Below are 19,101 nucleotides of genomic sequence, written 5' to 3' on the forward strand. Positions count from 1 at the left end.
GGTTGTCGCGCTGCTGGCATGAGTGGATGAGGAGTAATTCCATGGCCGACGCGATGAAGCCCACCAACGTTCTGATCCTCGGTGCCGCCGGGCGAGATTTTCACAACTTTAACTGCTTATACCGCGACCATGCCGCCTTTCACGTCGTCGGCTTTACCGCGACGCAGATTCCCAACATCGAAGGCCGCGTGTATCCACCGGCCCTTGCCGGCCGCCTCTACCCGCAAGGCATCCCAATTTTCCCTGAAGACGAATTGGAATCGCTGATTCGCTCGCACCGCGTCGACCTGGCTGTGTTCAGTTATTCCGACGTGCCCTACGCGGAGTTGATGCACCTTTCGGCACGAGCCAACGTTGCCGGGGCGGACTTCGCCCTGATCGCGCCGAGGCGAACCATGCTGCCCGCGACCAAGCCGGTCATCGCGGTCTGCGCCGTGCGCACCGGCTGCGGAAAGAGCCAGACCACGCGTGCCATCGCCGCGACGCTCCAGCGCTTCGGAAAGCGCATCGCCGTCGTGCGCCACCCGATGCCCTATGGTGATCTCTCGCGCCAAGTCTGCCAGCGCTACGCCGAACTGGCCGACATGGACCGCCACGAATGCACAATTGAGGAGCGCGAGGAATACGAGTTGCACATCCGCGCCGGCAACCTGCTCTTCGCCGGTGTGGACTATCAGAAAATCCTCGACGCCGCGCAGGCGGAAGCCGACGTGATCCTTTGGGACGGCGGCAACAATGACACGCCCTTCTTCAAACCCGACCTGATGATCACCGTGGCTGATGCGCATCGCCCCGGTCACGAAGCGGGCTACTATCCCGGCGAGACCAATTTCCGCCTCGCCGATGTGATCCTCATCAACAAAATCAACACCGCCCGTGCGGAGGATGTCGCCCTCATCGAGGCGAACGCCCGCCGCATGAATCCGAAGGCAACCCTGCTTCGCGCGGACTCGGTCATCGCCTGCGAGCATCCCGATGCCATCCGCGGCAAACGCGTGCTCGTCGTCGAAGACGGTCCGACGGTGACGCATGGCGAAATGCCCTACGGCGCCGCGCACGTAGCCGCACGCCAATTCGGTGCGGCGGAAATTGTCGATCCCAGGCCGTTCGCCGCCGGGTCGATACGCAACGTGTTCGCCAGGTACACTCACCTGCGCGATGTGCTTCCCGCAATGGGCTACGGCCGTGAGCAGATGGCCGACCTTCAGGCAACGATCAACGCGACGCCTTGCGATCTTGTGCTGGTGGGGACGCCGATGGACTTGGTCAAGCTCCTGCGGCTGAATCGGCCGGCCATGCGGATCGGGTACGATCTGGACGAGCGGACGGCCACAGCGATTGACAATCTGGTACGCGACCGGGTCCGGTCAGGCCCGCAGGGCTGATGATCCTTGTTTTGGAATCAGCGGCAAGCGGCCTGTCGGCATTGCCTGCCGATCTCTGGAATCGTGCCCCCTGTCCCGCCATTGCCCGCCAAACCGTCGATCCATATATTACGCGGCCGAGCCTTGATAACCTCTCGACTTGGAGCCGCCTGCCATGCCGTCACCGTCCGCCCCCCGCAGTTTCGTCTCGATGAAAGACCTCTCGCCCGATGATCTGCATCGCGTGCTGGAAAAGGCCGCAAAGGTTAAGAAGAACCCCGGCGAGTTTCGCAGCGCCTTCGCTGGTAAGACGCTCGCCATGATCTTTCAGAAGCCCAGCCTGCGAACGCGCGTCTCGTTCGAGGCCGGCATGACCCAGATGGGCGGCCATGCGATCTACCTCGCCCCCACCGACATCTCCATCGGCCAGCGCGAGACGACCGAGGACATCGCCCTTGTTCTTTCGCGCTTTGTCAATGTCATCATGGCCCGCACGTTCGGCCACGACATCGTCGTGGACCTCGCCCGGTACGCGACCGTGCCGGTCATCAACGGCCTCTCCGACCACGAGCATCCGTGCCAGATTCTGGCCGACATGCAAACCATCGCCGAACGGCGCGGCAATCTCAAGGGCCTGCGCTGGGTCTATTGCGGCGATGGCAACAACGTGGCGCACTCGATCATGCTCGGCGGCGCGCTGGCCGGCATGCACGTTACGATCATCGCGCCGAAGGGCTACCAACCCAAACCGGAGATTACGGCTGACACCGAGGCGATCGCCAAATCTACCGGCGGCAGCATCACCATCACCGATGACATGCCCGGCGCGGCCAAAGGGGCCGACGTCCTTTACACCGACGTCTGGGCCAGCATGGGGCAGGAAGCCGAGGCGGCCGCACGCAAGAAAATTTTTGCGGGTTACACAATCGACATGAAGGTGCTGTCGCTGGCCTCCCCCGATTGCGTCCTGCTGCATTGCCTGCCGGCGCACTACGGCGACGAGATCACCTATGACGTGACCCGCACGAAGAATTCGGCCATCTTCGACGAAGCCGAGAACCGTCTGCACGCACAGAAGGCGATCATGCTGACGCTGTGCGGGATGTAGCCGGACGGCTCTGTGGGAATCGTATCGGGCTTATCGCCCGTTGGCGGTTTCATCGTCGTCGTCGGCGATGAGGTCGTCGTCGGAGAGGTCCACGACCTGGTCGACTTCTTCGAGATCATCGGAATCGACTTCGACCAGTTCATCAATATCGATGTCCGACAGATCGTCGGAGTCCAACTCTTCCAAACCGTCGACGTCGAAGGATTCTTCGTCGTCGGTAGCGGGTTTGCCGGCCGGTGCGGGCGCCGACGCGGCGGAGGGCTTGGCGGTCTTCCCCGATGTCTGAACGGCCCCCGATGCCGGCGCGGGCTTGCCGCCGGAACCGTTCGCGGGCGCGGCTGGCTTCGCAGCAACCGGCCGAATCTCCTTCGGCTGGCCGTCGATCTGAACAGTAAAGACAATGGAGCCGGCGCGGATGTGGTCGCCGGGTTTCACCGTCGCCTGGGCGATCTTTTGATCGTTGACAAATGTCCCGTTTCGACTGGCGAGGTCCTTGACGATGACCTTGCCGCCCGTGCGGGTGATTTCGCAATGCGTTCGCGAAATTTCATCCAGCGGTATCCGCACGTCGGCATCGGTGCCGCGGCCGATCACCAGCGGCTTGTCACCGACGGGAATCTCTTTGCGCACGCCCTTCGGGCTGAACGTCACCAGGGTCACGATCATACGAACTTCCCGCGCTGTCGGGGCAACCGGTTGCGTTGACAAGGGATTGTATGCTCCACCGCCAAACCCAACTCGAATCTACCCGTTTTCGGCGGCATTATCAAGGCAAATCGGCCGGGGCGGCTGGGCCCCCGAATGGACAAATTCACCCGAAAATGCTGAAATTCACGCGCAATCAGGAGGAATCCCCCGAGTCCTGCGGACCGTTCGTCCCGTAAGATACACGCTGTGACGATGCCATCCGATGAACGCCTTTCCGACCTTCAAGTGTGCGCCGACAAGTCCCGTCCCGCGATCGGCTGGTACGTGCATCTCCCCTTCTGCGCGACCAAGTGCGGCTATTGCGATTTCTACTCGCTGCCCACGATTCCCGGACTGATCGACCGACTCGTGGCCGCAATCCAGGCCGAGGCCCGAGCACGCAATCCGGGCCGACTGGTCGAGACGATTTTCATCGGCGGCGGCACCCCCACCGTGCTGCCCGCCGCAGCCTTGGACGCGATCCTGACTGAGGTCGTCTCGCACACCGGACCCGTCAGCGAATTCACCGTTGAGGCCAACCCCTCCTCTACCGACGAATTGAAACTCGATCTGCTTCGCCGCCGCGGCGTCAATCGCATCTCCTTCGGCGCGCAATCGTTTCACCCTGACGACTTGGCGATCCTCGAGCGTGTCCACGATCCCTCGCACATCCGCGAGTCGGTCCGCGCCGCGCGGACCGCCGGGTTTGACAACGTCAACCTCGATCTGATCTACGCCATTCCGGGGCAGACCCTCGAACGATGGCGCGACAATCTCCGTCGGGCCATCGATCTGAATACCGAGCATCTATCCTGTTACTCGCTCATGTTCGAGCCGGGCACGTCCCTGACGCGGCTGCATCAACAGGGGCGAATGAACCCCGTGGATGAGGAACTCGAAGCGGGCATGTTCGAAATGACGATCGACGAACTCGCCGGAGCGGGCTTTGAACACTATGAAATCAGCAACTTCGCGCAACCGGGACGCCGTTGCCAAGCCAATATCATCTATTGGGAAAACCGCGAATACCTCGGCGTCGGCCCGTCGGCAGTGTCGTTCCTCGACGGGCTGCGAACAAAGAATGTGCCGGATGTGCGTCGATACGTGGACCACTACGCCTCCGGTTCCGTTCACGCCCTCGCCCGTGGCCGTGACCGTCCTTCCGACCCGGTCGATGTTTCGGCCGAGAGCAATTCACACGAGAGTGCGCCGCCAGGGCCAGCTACAAATGTCGTAATCAATTTGGCACCGGTGGGACCGGTCGTGGAAGCGGAGCGGCTTGACGCAATCTCCCACGCCGCCGAAACGGCCGTGCAATGGCTGCGGCTGACCGAGGGCATCGACTGCGCGGTTTTCGCGGCGCGTACTGGGTTTGATCCGCGCCGACTCTTCGCCGCGGCAATCGACCAATTCGCCCCACTCGGCCTGCTGGAGGCAACATCCGATCGGATTCGACTGACACGCCGCGGCTTGCTCGTTGCGAATCGAGTGATGAGCGTGTTTCTGGAGGTGGCTGGATCGTCGCATGCGAGACCAGATCGAGCGACGCAGGCAGCGGACGGAAACTAATAGTTCAGCTGTTACAAGTAGATTTGCTTACACAGAAGGATACTTTGTTTACAGGGAGGAGACTTTGTTTACACGGTACAAGGAGATTTGCTTGCGCAATCCGCCCCTTGCGAGGCCGCTTGCTTGCTATTTGATCTGCCTTTTGATGAATGCGGACCTGACAGGGCTTTTTTCATAAAACCCTGATAAAAAGGGCTACAGGAAGCCGCCTTCCTGGCCGCTGGACATCTCCGGGAAATGCGGTATATATGGGTGATCGGCTATCAATCCCCGATAGCTCAATGGTAGAGCGAGCGGCTGTTAACCGCTAGGTTGCAGGTTCGAGTCCTGCTCGGGGAGGTCTTTGAGCCACCGCGAAATGCGGTGGCTTTTTTGTTAACGGCTCGACGCGTTTCGGCCGCGCCGGGCCGTCGCCACAACTCGGCCAACCACGCGACCTTGCGCCCCACCCGCCACGCGGCCGTGCTCTCTGTTTTGATCGCCGCGTTCGACGGCCCGAACGTAAACCCAAGGTTCTCGTTCGATCCCCCGCTCGGCGCTCTCAAACTCGCTGCCTCTCGCGGTTAACACCCCGGATTGGTTAACGCGGGGTTACGTTCGCGGCCCGAAGACAGATCGAACCCGTTTTGCGTACATATCAGATAGGCCGTCGCGTTGAGACGACGCCAGTCATCGACATCTCGCCGGACGACCGGCCGGGCGCGGAGCGCACGTCGGCGTGGGCCAGCACGGAGGCAGCGCCCATGCGACCCGCGCCCGACGACCCGTCCACTCTCTCCCCACATCAGCGCCTGCGCGAGCTGACGGCCATCCTGGCTCGCAGAATTCATCGCTTACGCGCCCGGCCGCCAGTCCCTGCGGAAATCTGCAAGATTCCGGCGGAATTGTCGCAAACCGGCCTTGATCCGGGCGCGAGGACTTGCCCTCATGGGGTCGTGGCGTCGCCACGCGAGAACGGAGATCGATGAATGCCGATCGATGTTGACACGGCGGTAAAGACGCTGAACCGCATGACGGTGACGCAGCTCCGCGAGCGCTACGCCGAGGTCTTCGGCGAGGCGACGCGGTCGTTCAACAAGCAGCATCTGGTCAAGCGGATCGCCTGGCGGCTCCAGGCCATCCACGAGGGTGACCTATCCGAGCGGGCACGCCGCCGCGCCGGCGAACTGGCCAACGACGCCGATCTGCGCATCCGGCCGCCGGCCGCGCCGCCAGACTCGGGCGGCAACGGAGGGGTCGCCACGTCGCCGTTTCGTGTCGAACCAGACGACCGCCTGCCGATGGCGGGCACGCTGCTGAAGCGCGAGTACAAGGGCCAGACCGTCCAGGTCCGGGTCCTGTCCGAGGGATTCGAGTTTGAAGGCGACGTCTACCGGTCGCTGTCCGCCGTGGCCCGCAAGGTCACCGGCGCGCACTGGAACGGTTATCACTTCTTCGGCCTGCCCAAGCCCGGAAAGGAGGTCGCCGCACCATGAAGCGCAACGGCAACGGAAACGGCAACGGGAAGGCCCGGACGACGCAGCAAATCCGCTGCGCCATCTACACGCGCAAGAGCACCGAGGAGGGCCTGGAACAGGAATTCAACTCCCTGGACGCCCAGCGCGAATCCGCCGAGGCCTACGTCGCCAGCCAGCAGCATGAAGGGTGGGCCTGCCTTTCCGACCGCTACGACGACGGCGGCTTCACCGGCGCGAACATGGAGCGGCCGGCTTTGAAGCGCCTGTTCGAGGACATTGAGGCCGGCCGGATCGACTGCGTGGTGGTCTACAAGGTGGACCGCCTGAGCCGGTCCTTGTTGGACTTCGCACGGATGATCGGGACGTTCGAGAAGTGTCGCGTCTCGTTCGTCTCGGTGACGCAACAGTTCAACACCACGCACTCGATGGGTCGGTTGACGCTGAACATCCTGCTGTCGTTCGCTCAGTTCGAGCGAGAGATCATCTCCGAACGGACGCGCGACAAGATCGCTGCGGTCCGGCGCAAGGGGAAATGGGCCGGCGGGATGCCGGTGCTGGGCTACGACGTGGACCCGCACGGGTCGAAGCTCGTCGTCAACGCCGAGGAAGCCGAGCGGGTGCGGGCGATCTTCGCCGAGTATCTCCAGCGGCAATCGCTTATCCAGACGGCTCAGGTGCTGAACGAGCGCGGGTGGAAGACGAAGCGCTGGACGACGCACAAGGGCCACGAGCGCGGCGGCAAGCCGTTCGACAAGAACATCCTGCTTCGACTACTGACCAACGTCGTGTACCTCGGAAAGGTTCGCTACAAGGACGAGGTCCACGCCGGCGAGCATGAGGCGATTGTCGACGACGACCTCTGGCAGCGCGCCCAACGGATGCTGCGGGTCAACGGCCGCACGGGCGGCATGCACATCCGCAACAAGTACGGCGCGCTGCTGAAGGGACTGGTCCACTGCAAGCCGTGCGGGTGCGCCATGATGCATACGTACACCAGCAAGGACAACCGGCGCTACCGCTATTACGTCTGCGGCACCGCCCAGAAGCAGGGCTGGCACGCGTGTCCATCAAAGTCGCTGCCCGCCGAAGAGATCGAGCGGTTCGTCGTGGACCAGATTCGGGCGATCGGCAAGGACCCGGCCATCATGGGGATGGCGCTGGAACAGGCCCGGGCGCAGCAAGAGGAGCAAGTTGCGGGATTGGAGGCCGACGCCCGGATCGTCGAACGCGACGTTGGCCGGCTGCACGTGGAGATCGCCAAAGCCGCCGCCGCCGCCGCGACAAACGGCCACGCGGCGGTACGGCTGGCCGAGTTGCACGAGCAACTGCGGGAGGCCGAACAACGCCTCACCGAGCTGCGCGACGATCTCGCCCGGGCGCGGCGGCAGATGGTCAGCAAGCGAGAGGTCGACTCGGCCTTGGAGGCATTCACGCCGCTGTGGGACACGCTCAGCCCACGTGAGCAGGCCCGCGTCCTGCGGCTGTTGGTGAAACGAGTCGACTACGACGGCGCGAACGGCAAGGTCGCGGTCACGTTCCACGCGAACGGGATCAGGGCGTTGGGCCAGGACGACCTCGCCGACAGTCTGGAGATGGACGAATGCCCGACAGCGTGACGGTCGAGTTCAAGGTGCATTTCGGGCGCGGCCCGGCCGGACGACGCGAGGCACGGCTCGGCGACGCGCCGGACGCGACCGCCGTGCCCGCGGGCAGCGTGCCCCGCGTGGCCCGATTGATGGCCTTGGCGATCCGTTGCGAAGAACTGGTCCGTCGTGGCGGCATCACAGACTACGCCGAGCTGGCCGAACTTGGCCACGTTACGCGGGCACGGATGACGCAAATCATGAACCTGCTCAACCTCGCGCCCATCATCCAGGAGGAGATTCTGTTCCTGCCCCGCACGACCAGCGGCCGCGACCCGGTCGGCGAACGCGACCTTCGGCCGATTACGTCCGTCGTCGACTGGCGTGAACAAAGACGGTTGTGGAAAGCTCTCTCTGCCAATACCACGTCACGCGGGCTTCGGGGGGTGCCCGACCCCAAAGGCCGCCGCCCGTCCCAGACGCACGCCGTGCTTCTCGCTCGCGTGCCTGCGGCCGTATAATGCATGGCTGCTGCCTAAAACTCTATCCAGCCTGATCTTGCAGCATAACGGTGCGTGCCAAGCACGACCTTTGTTGAGGATGCCCAGGCGATGGGCCACACGCGACTCGGAGATCTTCCACGGACACGAAAATGGCAGGAGGTCATTGGCCTCGTCGCCGCTGGTGCCGGCGCGGAGTAAATCGCCAACGCTGTGATTCGGGCCGCTGAGACCGGCCTCATGGCGGCGGCCCACCATACGGGCCTCGTCGAAGCACTTTGGTCCCTCACGCAGATCACGCAGGCCGCGCGGGAGAAGGATTTCGCCGCTGGACTCCGCGCCCGCGGATTCGAGGTCCCTGACAACCCCAGCCTGCCCGCGATCCTCAGCGCCGTTTCCGCTGCGGTGGACCGGAGCATGCCGAATAACAGGGGCCGCACGGACCTGGGCGAAATGGCGCACAGCGCCGCCGTTGAGACCACAAACCGCATCGTGACCGAACGAGTGTCTTCATTGTTCGGCGCGACCGCTCAGGACGTCCAGCGAGCGTTCCACGACCTCGGCACCGAAAAGAACTTCGGCGAGTTGGGGAAGCGATTCTTCGGACAGGTGATGAACAAGGTGCTCCAGTTCTACGTGAGCCGGGAAAGCGCGAATCACGTTGGCCACGGCCAACGCTTCGCCAACCTCGCGGCGAAGGCCGCATTCGACGATGCAATGAATACGCATTGCCGCCAAGCGTCCGTGATCGTCGAAAAGTTCGCCGGCGAGTGGCAGTCGAAGCAGAAGTGGGAGAAGCGAGACACCGGCGGCATCACGCGCGACGATGTGGGCAGGTTCGCCCACGTCGCGATGAAAAAGATGATCGCTGAGCTGAAGGAGGGGAATAAATGAACCCTCCTGAAATGCTGTTCCTATGCAACGAGGCCGCCGCGGGCCATACCGGTTCCTCAGCCGGGGTAACGAAGCTCCGCACCGCGGGATCAGGCAAGAACGTGCGGCTGGAACTCGACGAGGTCGGCCGGCAGCTCAACCGCAACATAGCACCGGCGCTGATCGATCTGGTTGAAATCGCATCGCTTGTCTACATCGCCGACCAAGTCCAGCATCGCGGTGCGGATGAGGTCGAGAACATGGGCGCGACTTGGCGTCGCCGAATGCGGTTTGAGATTCCGGTGCGGGTGCCGTCGCTCTGGCGGACAGCGGAAATCAGTGATTCGCTGGTCGAGCTGCTGAGCTTCCTGTCGGAGGACGAGTACGACTTCACCTTCACGCAATACAAACACCCTCCGGCGCTGGACGCATACCTCAGCTTTGGGAAACTTGCGGCGGAGACGCCTCCGGAAACAGTGGTGCTCTTCTCCGGGGGGCTCGATTCACTTGGAGGGGTGCTCGAGGAAGTGGTGCGAGACAAGCGCTCGGCGCTTCTGATTACGCATGAACCGACGACCAAGCTGCGCGGGCGGCATCGCACGCTGCGTAGCATGGTTGCCAACGCTACCGACGGGCCAGTGCCGCAGTTCATCACCGTCCGCGTCAACAAGAAAGACCAGAAGGAACGCGAGTACACGCAGCGAGCCAGGTCCTTTCTGTATGCGTCGTTGGCTGTCGCCGCCGCCCGCATGGCGGATCTGAACGCAATCCGATTCTTCGAGAATGGCGTCGTAAGTCTCAACCTTCCCGTGTCGCCGCAGGTTGTGGGGTCGCGCGCCACCCGAACCACGCACCCCCGAGTGCTGGCCTGCATGCGGCGGCTGTTCTCCTCGATCACGGGCGGTGAATTCACAGTCAATAACGGATTCCTTTGGAAAACCAAGTCGGACATCGTGGCTGACATTGTGAAGGGCGGCCAGGGATCGATGATCGAGTGGTCCACAAGCTGCACACACACGTGGACATATCGGAAGGACAAGCCGCACTGCGGCATCTGCTCGCAGTGCATCGACCGCCGGTTCGCGGTGCTAGCCAACAACGCCGGCCAGTTCGAGCCTGCCGAAAAATACCGCCATCACCTGTTGACGGAGGCACGCGACGAGGGCGAGTCACGCATAATGCTGGCCTCATACCTGGAGACGGCGCAGCAAGTGGCAGACATGGACATCACGGCCTTCTGCAACCGCTTCGGCGAAGCCGCCCGTGCGTTTCCATATCTGGGTATGCCCCCGGATGACGCGGCGAACAGTATCTTCGATCTATACAAGCGCCACGCGCGACAGGTGATGTCTGTGATCGAAGCCGAGGGCAAGGCACACATGTCCGAGATACGCAAGCGCTCGCTGCCGCCGACCTGCGCCTTGCGGTTGGTTCACGACCCGAATCCCAACACGACGAACATTGTCGCGCCCTCCGTCAGTGGATCGGTCGCGCCCGCACCTCCATCGCATCAGCTTGCCCAAGAGGGCCAAGCGTGGCTGCTTCGGTTTGAAGGCATCGACAAACGCTTCGAACTCAGCGTTGGAATGGTCTACCTCCACGCGATGCTGTCCATGCCCAACAAATCCTTCACGGTCGCAGAGCTCTATTCGATTGCTCGACCGCACATGAAGAATATCCCCTCCGCTCGATCGGAAGCCGCATTCGATGAGAAGGCCGCTCGCGCGTACTGGCAGCGACTCACCGAGTTAGACGCCGAGATCGCCGCCGCCGAAAAGGGTCAGGACACGACGGCGATGCGAGTCGCCGAGAACGAGAAGGCTCGTCTTTTGACAGAACTGAAGGCCGCAAGGTTTGCAGGCCGACCCAAAATCGAGAGCGCTGACCACAAACGTCTGCGCGACCGCGTTCGAAACGCTGTCGACCGTACGATCAAGATTATCAAGAAGTACCACTCCAGCGCCGGTGCTCATCTCGACGAGGCCATATCACGCGGTTCCGTAATGACGTACGCGCCAGCGGAAATCCCGCCGTGGATATTTTGAACCCGCTACGCCAAATGTAGCCGCTCGCTACACCGGATGTAGCCCTCTTGCTTGCGGAGCGGCTGCCCGGCAGCAGTCTCCGATCAAGACGAGCGTCCTCGGGAAGAGCCGATCGCCGGGCCCAGCTTCCCAGGACAAGAAGGCCGCTGTGGCGGCGCGAGGTATTACATGGATGTTCCAACGAAGGCAACTCTGTCACCAAGTCGTCAGCGCCTGCTGGAGACGATGCAGGCAATCAACTTCGGGCGGATCGAGCAGTTGTCGGTCGCAGAAGGCGAGCCCGCGTTCGATCCGCCGCCCAGGGTCATCCGCGAGGTCAAGTTCGGCGCGGAGAACGGCGAGAGGCCGGAGTTGTCTCTGGACGACTTCCTGCTGAAGACCGAAGTGCAGGAGCTGTTCGAGGCGCTCACCGAGATCCGAGATGGGGTCATCGAGCGCGTCGAGGTTCGCCACGGCCTGCCGTTCCGAATGATCGTCGCCGAGTGCTGTGATCTGTAGCCTGCGGTCGCCGCAACAACACGAAACCAAGAGTCCATCGTAACCAACTGATATCGCTCAACTGAACAGCCGCGAAGCGGAGTCGTTGAGGGTGTCGCCGACACGGCGATTCTCTCGCGACTCCGTCGCGCGGCCATGCGCCCTGCCGTTCGGTCGGCACCCACCGGCACCCGCTCCTCGGCTTCGAGGAGTCCATCATGGGTCTCGACCCGAAAGCACTTGAATATGCCAATGAAATCATCCGCCACAAAGCCCGTCAGCTCGCCCGCAAGTCTGGATTCAGCCCGTCCGACCGCGAAGACATCGAGCACGAACTACTGATAGCGATCCTCGAGCGCTGGCCCGCATTCGATGCGAGCCGCGCATCGGGGAAGACGTTCATCGCGCGGATCGTCGAACACAAGGCGGTGTCGCTCGTCCGCTCCCACCGAGCGGCCAAGCGCGGCGTCGGTCAGTGCGCGCCGCTGCACAGCGATACGAATGGCAGCGCGTGCGACTTCGACGAGGAACTCGTCCGTTCACGTCGGGGCCTGAAGACCAGGTCGATCATCGAGGCCCTCTGCCTCCGAATGGACCTGGCCGACGTGATGGCCGACCTGCCGCCTGATCTGCGGTGCCTCTGTCAGCGTCTCATGCGTGGATCGGTGTCGGCCGCTGCTCGGGATTCCGAGACACGGCGGACCACGCTCTATCGCGCCATCCGCGAATTGCGCCGGCGACTCGAAGAGGCCGGACTCCACGAGTACCTGTGACCGCGCCGTCAACTCGCCGGCGTTTTGCGTATGTAACCCGTAGGGACAACACGCAAGGGAGGAATGCGATGAAAACGGAAGTCCTTCGGTACACGTTTGCGTCCTCGGTCTGCATGCGCGAGGTCGAGGAGACGCTGCTTCTGGCCGTCCTGGCGGTCGAGAGCCTGTTCGGCGAATCGACCGTCCGGCTCGACGCGTCGTACTCGGTGGATGCTCCGCGCCGCTCCTGCGCCATCGACGCGAGCACGGAAGTGGGCCGCTCGCTCAGTCGCGTATTCACCGGCTTCATCACTCGTGAGTTCGGCGGCGACGCGTTCGGCATCCACCGCGGGGATTCCGCGTCAGGGGCGAAGGATACGGCCGCATGCGCCGCGGCCGCCTGCTGAAAACCATGCGCGAATCACCACAAGACGACAAGCGGTTGCCGCTCGTGCGGCTGGGCCAAGGCGACTACGTGAAGGACATCTATCCCGAGGACTTGAACCATGAAACGCGAGGAGAAGATCGCATGGCAGGCCTGTTGAAACAAGTTCAACGCGGCGTATAGCCCGCGCCGCGGCGCGCCCTGGTGTACGGCACGCATGGCATCGGCAAGTCGACATTCGGCTCGATGGCTGAGCGGCCAGTGTTCATCCAGACCGAAGACGGCCTGGGCGGAATCGACTGCGAGAGGTTCCCGCTGGCCGCGTCGTACGGCGACGTGATCAGCGCACTGTCGGCGCTGTACGGCGAAGAGCACGAATACAAAACGGTCGTCGTTGACAGCCTCGATTGGCTCGAGCGGCTGATCTGGTCGAAGGTGTGCCAGGATCGCGGCGTCGCGTCCATCGAGGACATCGGCTACGCCAAGGGCTACGTCTTTGCCATCACGCATTGGCGCGAAGTCCTGGCCGGCCTCGATGCGCTGCGCAACGAGCGCGGAATGACGATCATCCTGATCGCCCACGCCCAGATCGAGAAGTTCGCCAGCCCCGAGACGGACACCTACGACCGCTACTCGCCGCGCCTGCACAAACAGGCCTCGGCGCTGGCGCAGGAATGGTGTGACGAAGTTCTGTTCGCCACGTACTCGGTTCACACCAAGGCGACCGACGAAGGCTTCGGCCGCAAACGTGTCCAAGGCATCGGCACAGGCGAGCGGATCATCCGCACGACCGAGCGCCCGGCGCACGTCGCCAAAAACCGCCTCGGCCTGCCCGACCAATTCCCGTTGGACTGGCGCACCTATGGAGCGTTCGCCAAGGGCGACGAGCAGGCGGCGCTGGCGGCAATCCGCGAATACTGGCCCGACTACGGCAAGTCGGAAGAGCAAGAGCAACCCGCTGAACAAGGAGCGTAAACGTCATGTCCAACTTGAACGGATTCAATGCAAACGAAGTGGAACCCGCCGTTGGGTTCGATCCAATCCCCGCCGCAAAATACCTGGCGGTCATCACCGAAAGCGAGATGAAGCCGACCAAGTCGGGCGTGGGCAAGTTCCTGCAGCTCACGTTTCAGATCCTCGAGGGCGAATTCAAGGGCCGCCTGGTCTGGGCCCGGCTCAATCTCGACAACCCCAATGCGACGACGGTCAAGATCGCGCGCGGGGAGCTGTCGGCGATCTGCCGCGCCGTCGGCGTCATGGCCCCGAAGGACTCCATCGAGCTGCACAACCTACCGCTGGTGATCACCGTCGCGCACAAGAAGCGGCAGGACACAAGCGAGATCACGAACGTCATCAAGGGCTACGCGAAGAAGGACGCGGCCGCGTCGAAGGCCACGGGGATGCCAGGCAACAACGGGAAAGCGCCGTGGAAGAAGTGACGCGGGTGTACGAGCTGCCGTACCCACCGTCGGTCAATCACTACTGGCGGCGCGTGGGCTGGCGGACGCTGATCAGCCGCGAGGGAAGGCGCTACCGCAGGGATGTGGTGGCGCTCCTCGCGGCGTCGCGGGCTAGGCCGATGCGCGGTGCGCTCATCGTGCGCGTAAAGGTCTTTCCGCCCGACGGCCGGCGGCGAGACCTCGACAACCTACAGAAGGCCCTTCTTGACGCCCTCGAACGCGGCGGCGCGTTCGCCGACGACAGCCAGGTCGCGCGGCTCGAAGTGGAACGCGCCGACATCGTGCCCGGCGGCAAGGTCATCGTGGAGATCGCGGAGCGAACGTAAATGGAGTTGCGACCGTACCAACGCCAGGCCGTCGAGGCCGTGTACGACTTCCTGCGCACGCGGGACGACAATCCGTGCGTGGTGATCCCTACCGCCGGCGGCAAGACGCCGGTGATGGCCACGATCTGCCGCGATGCCGTGCAGCTCTGGGAAGGCCGTGTGCTGATCCTCGCGCACGTCAGAGAGCTGCTCGAGCAGGCGGCCGAGAAACTGCACCTCGTCGCGCCAGACCTGCCGGTCGGCATCTACTCGGCGGGGCTGAAGCGCCGTGACTTGGGCTACGCCGTCACCATCGCCGGCATCCAGTCGATCTACGAGAAGGCATGCGATGTCGGGACGGTCGATCTGGTCATCGTCGACGAGGCCCACCTGATCCCGCCCGACGGCGAGGGAATGTACCGCACGTTCCTGACGGACGCCCGAAAGATCAATCCACAACTCCGGGTGATCGGCATGACGGCCACGCCGTTCCGGATGAAGAGCGGGATGATCTGCGCGCCGGAAAACATCCTCAATGCGGCCTGCTTCGAGATCGGCGTCCGCGAGCTGATCGTGCAGGGCTTCCTGTGCCCGCTGCGGACGAAGGCGGGAACGCAGCGCCCCGACTACGACCAGCTCCACGTGCGCGGCGGTGAATATGTCGCCGGCGAGGTCGAGGACTTGATGGACGAGGACAACCTCGTCCTGTCGGCCTGCCGCGAGATCGTCGAGCACACGCAGGGCCGAAAGAGCGTGCTGATCTTCGCGTCGGGCGTCCGGCACGGCCAGCATGTTTGTCGCGTCATGGTGGAGCGGCACCAGGTCGAGTGCGGCTTCGTCTGCGGAGAGACGCTGCCGTTCGAGCGCGACAATCTGCTGAAGCGGTTCCGCGATGGCGCGCTGAAGTACCTCTGCAACGTCAACGTCCTGACCACCGGATTCGACGCGCCCAACATCGACTGCGTAGCGATGGTGCGCCCGACGCTCTCGCCGGGCCTGTATTACCAGATGGTCGGACGCGGCTTCCGGTTGCATCCGGGCAAGGCCGATTGCCTCATTCTGGACTTCGGCGGCAACGTGCTGCGGCACGGCCCGGTCGATCAGCTTCGCGTCAGCCCTTCGGCGAACGGCAACGGCGAAGCGCCGGCGAAAGAGTGTCCGCAGTGCCACGCGATCATCGCGGCCGGTTACGCCAACTGCCCGGAATGCGGCCACGAGTTTCCGGATCGCAACCACCGCAAACACGAGGCCACGGCCAGCAGCGAGGGGATTCTCTCCGACCAGACGACGCGGACCGAGCATGATGTCACCGACGCCTTCTACAGCGTTCACATCAAGCGGGGTGCGCCGCCCGATGCGCCGCGCACCATGCGCGTCGATTACCGCGTCGGCTTCAACGAGTACGTCTCCGAGTGGGTCTGCTTCGAGCACACGGGTTTCGCGCGCCAGAAGGCCGAGCAATGGTGGGCGCGGCGCTCGAATGAACCGGTGCCCGCGAACGCGGATGAAGCGGTCGAGTTGGCGGACGCCGGCGCGCTGACTCCGACATCGGAGATCACGGTCGAGCGCAAGGCTGGCGAGAAGTTCGACCGCGTCGTGGCGTACCGCCTGGGCGAAAAGCCGCCGCGCCTCGATTCCGAAGAAGGCCTGCCTGAGGAAATACCCGTCGTCGAAAACGAGGAGGTGCCGTTTTGATCGATGCCCCTCGTGTCGCGCCGACGATCCGCCGGTTCCTCGAGCTGCTGTTCCAGCCGGGGGACGTATTCGAGGTCCGCGTGCCGGATTGCCGTGAGCGCCGCGATGCCCGGTACGCATTCACCTGCTCGGGCTACTTCACCTTCGAGACGATGGATGCGGCGGTCGCCGGGATCGTGGAACTGGATCGTTCGGCCATTGCCCCCGGCATCTATGTGACGATCAATCCCGTTGCGCCGGCGCTTCTGGCCCGCGCCGCCAACCGAATCAAGCCCCGGGCGCGCGAAACGACGCAGGACAAGGACATCCTACGTCGCTGCTGGTTGCTGATCGACGTCGACCCTGGCCGGCCGGCGGGCGTCAGCGCCACCGAAGCCGAACTGGCGCTGGCGCACACGAGGGCCCGCGCGATCACCGAGTATCTGGCATCGGCAACATGGCCGGTCCCGATTCTGGCCATGTCAGGGAATGGCTACCACTTGCTGTACCACATCGACCTGCCGGCGGACGACGGCGGGTTGGTCAAGGGCGTCCTCGCGGCGCTGGCCGATCGATTCAGCGACGACGTCGTCGTGGTGGACCGCGCGGTCCACAACCCGGCGCGGATCGTCAAGGTAATCGGGACGGTCTCCCGCAAGGGCGATGAGCTTCGCGGTGCGGCCGGTCAAGACGACCGTCCACATCGACGGTCCGAGTTCGTCGAAGTGCCCGAGCAGCTCGTCGCCGTACCCGAGGAACTCCTACGGGCCGTGGCGAACGCCAAGGACGGCTCGGACGACGCGGCACGGGCCAACGTCGCGGCCCCCGTGGCCAACGTGGGCGGCGACAACGGCCGGTTCGACTGCACCCCGGCTGGCGTCCGGGCCTGGCTCGAGGCCCGACGCGTGACCGTGAAGGGCGAGCGCCGCAACGGCGACAAAACGCTGCTCCTTTTGGAGCGCTGCCCGATCAACCCGGAAATCGTCTCCAACGGCGGCTCCGACATCGCCGTGATGGTCGGCGACGACGGCATGCTCGCTTACTGCAACAAGCACAATCGCGGTCAGGCGTACACATGGCACGACCTGCGACGGGCGCTTGATCCGGAATACGAAGCCCGCGCAGCCGATGACGGCAGCGTCGATCTGTCCGCGTTCGGCGTCTCCGCGCACGACGCGCCGCCAGCCAGCGCGGGTGACACGCAACCGATCGATCCCGGCCCATTGCCTGAAGAACTCCTGCGCATCCCCGGTTTCGTGAGCGAGGTGATGGACTTCTGCCTGGAGACCGCGCCCTACCCGAATCTGGCACTGGCGTTCGGCGGCGCGCTGGCGTTGCAGGCGTTCCTGGCCGGCCGCAAGGTGCGCGATCCCGGCGACAACAGGACCAACATATATGTCCTGGCCCTGGCGCATTCCTCCGCCGGCAAGGATGCACCTCGCAAGCTCAATACGCAGATCATCAATGCAGTGGGGTTCGCCCGCTGCCTTGGCGAACGCCTGGCCTCGGGCGAGGGCGTGCAGGATGCGCTCTTCGCCGATCCGGCCATGCTGGTCCAGACGGACGAGATCGACAGCATGCTCCAGTCGATCAACAAGTCCCGCGATGCCAGGCACGAGAGCATGATGAGCACGCTGCTGACGCTGTACTCATCGTCGAACAGCGTGTATCCGATGCGCCGCAAGGCGGGGAAGGAATACCCCGGCGTCATCGACCAACCGTGCCTAGTCATCTTCGGCACGGCGATTCCCAACCACTACTACGAGGCCCTTTCGGAGCGGATGCTCACGAACGGATTCTTCGCCCGCATGCTGATCCTCGAGGCAAGCCAGCAGAGACGGGGCCAGGAATCATCAATCCGCGAACTGCCGCCACGCATCACGGCGACGGCGAAGTGGTGGGCGGAATACCGTCCCGGCGCTGGCAATCTTGCGGGTTGTCATCCCGCGCCCGCCATCGTCGAGCAGACGGAGGATGCGCGACGGGTGCTGGCGGAGACGCGCGAGGAGGCGGACGCGGAGTACAACAAGGCCCAATCCGCGCAGGACGCCGTCGGAACAACGGTCTGGGGTCGGGTCAGCGAGCAGGCGCGAAAACTCTCCCTGATCTACGCGGTCAGCGAAAACCACGTCGAGCCGCGCATCGGCGTCGAGGCGGCCCGCTGGGCGTCGCGTCTCGTCACGCACCAGGTCCGGCGGATGCTCTTCATGGCCGCCGGCCACGTGGCCGAGAACCCGTTCCATGCCGATTGCCTGCGATTGCTGAAGAAACTGCGCGAAGCGCCAGACCACGCCCTGCCCCACCACGTGCTGCTCAAACGCATGAAGACCGACGCCAAGAGCTTCCGCGAGCTGATCGAGACGCTCGTGCAGCGCGGCGACGTCGTGATCGACGCCGTGGCGACCGAGGGCCGGACCAGGACCGTGTATCGCTTGGTGGGGAACGAAGGTGAACAAGCGTGAACGAAGCGGTGAACGAAGTCGTGGGGAACAAAGGGAAAGATGGGTGAACGAAGATGTGTAGGCCGCGCCGCGAGTTACGTGCTTCTTTCCCTCTTTCACCCGCACGGCGTGCGGGCATGAATACATATTACTTCTCTTCTTCTTTCTCTCTTTCACCCGCTACCCGCACGCGCACCTGCACCCGCGCACGCGCGTACGCGAGGGGAAGGGGTGAAGGAGGGAAGGAAGTTGGGTCCTACCTGGCCCAAGTCGCCAGCCGAGGCCCGCGGGAACAGCCACGAATCCAGACAGAGTTTGTTGCGCTTGGCCGATCCCCAGCCAGGCCGCCACGGGGCGCGCCCCGTTGGGCCGTGGGCCAACGGACGCCGCCGGTGCGTCCTGGCCTACGCCTTGGCCGCCC

The 19,101-nt window shown here is 63.8% G+C and carries 16 protein-coding genes, 1 tRNA gene and 1 pseudogene; 17 read left to right on the plus strand and 1 reads right to left on the minus strand.

Annotated elements, in window-relative coordinates; translation table 11 throughout:
* Positions 1 to 41 precede the first annotated feature (41 nt).
* A complete protein-coding gene (locus HRU71_01205; GenBank protein ID QOJ02187.1) occupies positions 42 to 1,385 on the plus strand; it encodes a GTPase in 1,344 nt (447 codons plus the stop codon).
* Positions 1,386 to 1,539: 154 nt separating this feature from the next.
* Positions 1,540 to 2,472 carry an ornithine carbamoyltransferase gene (gene argF, locus HRU71_01210; protein QOJ02188.1) on the plus strand — a complete coding sequence of 311 codons (933 nt, stop codon included), beginning with the start codon at positions 1,540 to 1,542 and terminating at the stop codon, positions 2,470 to 2,472.
* A 30-nt stretch (positions 2,473 to 2,502) separates the two neighbouring features.
* Here the strand turns inward: argF and HRU71_01215 are convergent, their stop codons facing one another.
* Entirely contained in the window at positions 2,503 to 3,138 is a 636-nt protein-coding gene (locus HRU71_01215; protein QOJ02189.1) for an FHA domain-containing protein, read from the minus strand.
* A 228-nt stretch (positions 3,139 to 3,366) separates the two neighbouring features.
* On the opposite strand from HRU71_01215, the gene hemW reads away from it, so the two are divergent.
* The 15 genes and pseudogenes from hemW (at position 3,367) to HRU71_01290 (ending at position 18,701) form a co-directional block, all read left to right on the plus strand.
* Positions 3,367 to 4,728: a radical SAM family heme chaperone HemW gene (hemW, locus tag HRU71_01220; protein ID QOJ02190.1), complete on the plus strand. Its 1,362-nt coding sequence runs from the start codon at positions 3,367 to 3,369 to the stop codon at positions 4,726 to 4,728.
* A 267-nt stretch (positions 4,729 to 4,995) separates the two neighbouring features.
* A tRNA-Asn gene (locus HRU71_01225) sits at positions 4,996 to 5,067 on the plus strand.
* Positions 5,068 to 5,696: 629 nt separating this feature from the next.
* On the plus strand, positions 5,697 to 6,203 hold the full coding sequence (locus HRU71_01230) for a DUF2924 domain-containing protein (GenBank protein ID QOJ02191.1): 507 nt from the start codon (positions 5,697 to 5,699) through the stop codon (positions 6,201 to 6,203).
* Positions 6,200 to 7,801: a recombinase family protein gene (locus HRU71_01235; protein QOJ02192.1), complete on the plus strand. Its 1,602-nt coding sequence runs from the start codon at positions 6,200 to 6,202 to the stop codon at positions 7,799 to 7,801. The genes HRU71_01230 and HRU71_01235 overlap by 4 nt, the downstream gene beginning before the upstream one ends.
* Positions 7,786 to 8,289, plus strand: coding sequence for a hypothetical protein (locus HRU71_01240; protein ID QOJ02193.1), 504 nt, complete (start codon positions 7,786 to 7,788; stop codon positions 8,287 to 8,289). The genes HRU71_01235 and HRU71_01240 overlap by 16 nt, the downstream gene beginning before the upstream one ends.
* A gap of 219 nt (positions 8,290 to 8,508) precedes the next feature.
* Positions 8,509 to 9,162, plus strand: coding sequence for a hypothetical protein (locus HRU71_01245; protein QOJ02194.1), 654 nt, complete (start codon positions 8,509 to 8,511; stop codon positions 9,160 to 9,162).
* Positions 9,159 to 11,186 carry a hypothetical protein gene (locus tag HRU71_01250; protein ID QOJ02195.1) on the plus strand — a complete coding sequence of 676 codons (2,028 nt, stop codon included), beginning with the start codon at positions 9,159 to 9,161 and terminating at the stop codon, positions 11,184 to 11,186. The genes HRU71_01245 and HRU71_01250 overlap by 4 nt, the downstream gene beginning before the upstream one ends.
* A 168-nt stretch (positions 11,187 to 11,354) precedes the next feature.
* A complete protein-coding gene (locus HRU71_01255; GenBank protein QOJ02196.1) occupies positions 11,355 to 11,684 on the plus strand; it encodes a hypothetical protein in 330 nt (109 codons plus the stop codon).
* A gap of 197 nt (positions 11,685 to 11,881) precedes the next feature.
* A complete protein-coding gene (locus HRU71_01260; protein ID QOJ02197.1) occupies positions 11,882 to 12,436 on the plus strand; it encodes a sigma-70 family RNA polymerase sigma factor in 555 nt (184 codons plus the stop codon).
* 113 nt (positions 12,437 to 12,549) lie between these two features.
* Positions 12,550 to 12,822, plus strand: a complete 273-nt coding sequence (locus HRU71_01265; GenBank protein ID QOJ04884.1) for a hypothetical protein — start codon at positions 12,550 to 12,552, stop codon at positions 12,820 to 12,822.
* 122 nt (positions 12,823 to 12,944) lie between these two features.
* Positions 12,945 to 13,775: pseudogene (locus HRU71_01270) on the plus strand (ATP-binding protein).
* 5 nt (positions 13,776 to 13,780) lie between these two features.
* The gene (locus HRU71_01275) at positions 13,781 to 14,239 is read left to right on the plus strand and encodes a DUF669 domain-containing protein (GenBank protein ID QOJ02198.1); all 459 of its coding nucleotides are present in this window, start codon (positions 13,781 to 13,783) and stop codon (positions 14,237 to 14,239) included.
* Positions 14,227 to 14,586, plus strand: a complete 360-nt coding sequence (locus HRU71_01280) for a RusA family crossover junction endodeoxyribonuclease (protein ID QOJ02199.1) — start codon at positions 14,227 to 14,229, stop codon at positions 14,584 to 14,586. Before HRU71_01275 ends, HRU71_01280 begins: the two co-directional genes overlap by 13 nt.
* Positions 14,587 to 16,260 (plus strand): DEAD/DEAH box helicase family protein, encoded by a 1,674-nt coding sequence (locus HRU71_01285; GenBank protein QOJ02200.1) that lies wholly within the window; start codon positions 14,587 to 14,589, stop codon positions 16,258 to 16,260. It abuts the gene before it with no gap.
* Positions 16,257 to 18,701, plus strand: coding sequence for a DUF3987 domain-containing protein (locus HRU71_01290; protein QOJ02201.1), 2,445 nt, complete (start codon positions 16,257 to 16,259; stop codon positions 18,699 to 18,701). Before HRU71_01285 ends, HRU71_01290 begins: the two co-directional genes overlap by 4 nt.
* The last annotated feature ends 400 nt before the right edge of the window (positions 18,702 to 19,101 follow it).

Source organism: Planctomycetia bacterium (assembly GCA_015200345.1).
Taxonomy (GTDB): Bacteria; Planctomycetota; Phycisphaerae; order UBA1845; family UTPLA1; genus PLA3.

Coding starts and splice junctions, on each gene's coding strand:
- HRU71_01205 (QOJ02187.1), top strand. CDS start 42: ATGGCCGACGCGATGAAGCCCACCAACGTTCTGATCCTCGGTGCCGCC.
- argF (QOJ02188.1), top strand. CDS start 1,540: ATGCCGTCACCGTCCGCCCCCCGCAGTTTCGTCTCGATGAAAGACCTC.
- HRU71_01215 (QOJ02189.1), bottom strand. CDS start 3,138: ATGATCGTGACCCTGGTGACGTTCAGCCCGAAGGGCGTGCGCAAAGAG.
- HRU71_01230 (QOJ02191.1), top strand. CDS start 5,697: ATGCCGATCGATGTTGACACGGCGGTAAAGACGCTGAACCGCATGACG.
- HRU71_01235 (QOJ02192.1), top strand. CDS start 6,200: ATGAAGCGCAACGGCAACGGAAACGGCAACGGGAAGGCCCGGACGACG.
- HRU71_01240 (QOJ02193.1), top strand. CDS start 7,786: ATGCCCGACAGCGTGACGGTCGAGTTCAAGGTGCATTTCGGGCGCGGC.
- HRU71_01245 (QOJ02194.1), top strand. CDS start 8,509: ATGGCGGCGGCCCACCATACGGGCCTCGTCGAAGCACTTTGGTCCCTC.
- HRU71_01250 (QOJ02195.1), top strand. CDS start 9,159: ATGAACCCTCCTGAAATGCTGTTCCTATGCAACGAGGCCGCCGCGGGC.
- HRU71_01255 (QOJ02196.1), top strand. CDS start 11,355: ATGGATGTTCCAACGAAGGCAACTCTGTCACCAAGTCGTCAGCGCCTG.
- HRU71_01260 (QOJ02197.1), top strand. CDS start 11,882: ATGGGTCTCGACCCGAAAGCACTTGAATATGCCAATGAAATCATCCGC.
- HRU71_01265 (QOJ04884.1), top strand. CDS start 12,550: ATGCGCGAGGTCGAGGAGACGCTGCTTCTGGCCGTCCTGGCGGTCGAG.
- HRU71_01275 (QOJ02198.1), top strand. CDS start 13,781: ATGTCCAACTTGAACGGATTCAATGCAAACGAAGTGGAACCCGCCGTT.
- HRU71_01285 (QOJ02200.1), top strand. CDS start 14,587: ATGGAGTTGCGACCGTACCAACGCCAGGCCGTCGAGGCCGTGTACGAC.